Genomic DNA, 328 nt, shown 5'->3' with positions numbered 1-328 from the left:
GTACAGATGGGTCTGTAGCTCAGGTGGTTAGAGCGCACCCCTGATAAGGGTGAGGTCGGTAGTTCGAGTCTACTCAGACCCACCAATTATTTGGGGCCATAGCTCAGCTGGGAGAGCGCCTGCCTTGCACGCAGGAGGTCAGCGGTTCGATCCCGCTTGGCTCCACCACTTCCGTTGCTCATTAAGTTCAAATCAAAACATTCCGTTGGAATTTTTTGATTTGAGTTTATCTCAAACTGCTCTTTAACAACTTGGCAAGCTGATAGTAGAAAACAAGGTAACAATATTTATTGTGACCTTACTCACAAGCGTGCGACTTCATGTGGTT

2 tRNA genes are annotated in these 328 nt (G+C 47.3%); both read left to right on the top strand.

Annotation, left to right across the window (positions count from 1 at the left end):
- Positions 1-8 precede the first annotated feature (8 nt).
- Positions 9-85, top strand: a tRNA-Ile gene (locus tag QWY20_RS18615).
- 7 nt (positions 86-92) lie between these two features.
- Positions 93-168, top strand: a tRNA-Ala gene (locus QWY20_RS18610).
- Positions 169-328: the final 160 nt, after the last annotated feature.

It is taken from the genome of Alkalimonas cellulosilytica (genome assembly GCF_036325985.1).
GTDB classification, from domain to species: domain Bacteria; phylum Pseudomonadota; class Gammaproteobacteria; order Enterobacterales; family Alteromonadaceae; genus Alkalimonas; species Alkalimonas cellulosilytica.
This window is presented reverse-complemented; position numbering and strand designations above follow the sequence as displayed.